Source organism: Devosia sp., assembly GCF_017307565.1.
GTDB lineage: Bacteria > Pseudomonadota > Alphaproteobacteria > Rhizobiales > Devosiaceae > Devosia.
On record NZ_JAFKHD010000136.1, the window covers coordinates 1 to 1,143 of the forward strand.

A 1,143-nucleotide genomic window follows, 5' to 3' on the forward strand; every position below is an offset into this window, starting at 1 on the left:
ACCGAGCAATGGACGGTGATCGAGCAACTGCGCCGCAAGCTCGAGGTCGTGGAAGAGCAGGTGCGCAGCGGCAGCTATATCGCTGACCCCGCCAGCGAAAAGCCGCCGCCGCACTACTGATTTCTCAGCGGCTCAGCGTCTCTGCCAGGAACGGCAGGCTGATATCCATGCGATAGTCGACACCGGAATGGTTGTCGGGGAATTCCTCATAGCGGTGGGGAATGCCCTTCTTTTCGAGCGTGCGATGGATGCGGCGAGAGCCGTAGAGGATGTTATACTGATCCTCGGTGCCGCAATCGAAGTAGAAGCCTTTCAGCTTGGCGATGGACTTTGCGTGGGTTTCGACCATGCGGGCAGGATCCCACTTGAGCCAGTTGGCCCAGCGGTCCTCGATCAGTTCGCAGGTGTCTGATGTGACCGGGAGGCGCAGGCCGAGGAAAGTGCTCGGCTCCGGATCGGGGTCAAAACTGGCGGCCTGGGCGAGGATCATGAGGAGCAGCGTGTCCTTGCCGTCGAACTTCTGCTTGCCTTCAAAAGCGCGCATCCAGGTTTCGATGGAATTGTCCGCCTTGGCGAGGGCGCGCAGGGTGTTCGGGAATTCCGGAATGTAGAGGTTTTCAAAGCCGGCGTCGCCGGAATGGCTGGCGGCGGCAGACCAAAAATCGGCATGCAGCATGGCATGGATGAGCGCGCCGAAACCGCCCGAAGACTTGCCGAAGACGCCGCGCTTGCCCTTGCCCCCGCAGGAGAATTTTTCCTCCACGAAAGGCGCCATCTCGCCGATGAGGAAGTCCTCGTAGTTCCCGAGAATAGGGCTGTTCACATATTGATTGCCGCCGAGACGCGAGAAGCAATCGGGGAAGGCGACGACGACGGGAGGCATTTTGTCGTCGCCGATCAGGCGATCGAGCCGCTCGGGGACGTTCTCGCCAAAATTCTTCCAGGCGGTGTGGGCAGGGCCACCGGCCGTGTAGCCGACGAGATCGACCAGTAGCGGCAAACCTTCGCCGGTGTGGCCGGCGGGAATGTAGACGTCGATGATGCGCTCGGTCGTATCGCCGAGGCGATTGCCGGCAAGGGCCTTGCTGTCGAGGGTCAGCCGGTGGATGGTGCCTGCGGGATGGGTAGTGCGGCGCATGTCTT

At 61.3% G+C, this 1,143-nt stretch carries 1 protein-coding gene; it reads right to left on the minus strand.

Annotated elements, in window-relative coordinates; genetic code table 11:
- Nucleotides 1-124: 124 nt before the first annotated feature.
- Nucleotides 125-1,143, minus strand: a 1,019-nt coding sequence (locus tag J0I64_RS03715) for an alpha/beta hydrolase-fold protein (protein WP_366933686.1), incomplete at its 5' end; no start/stop codon positions are given.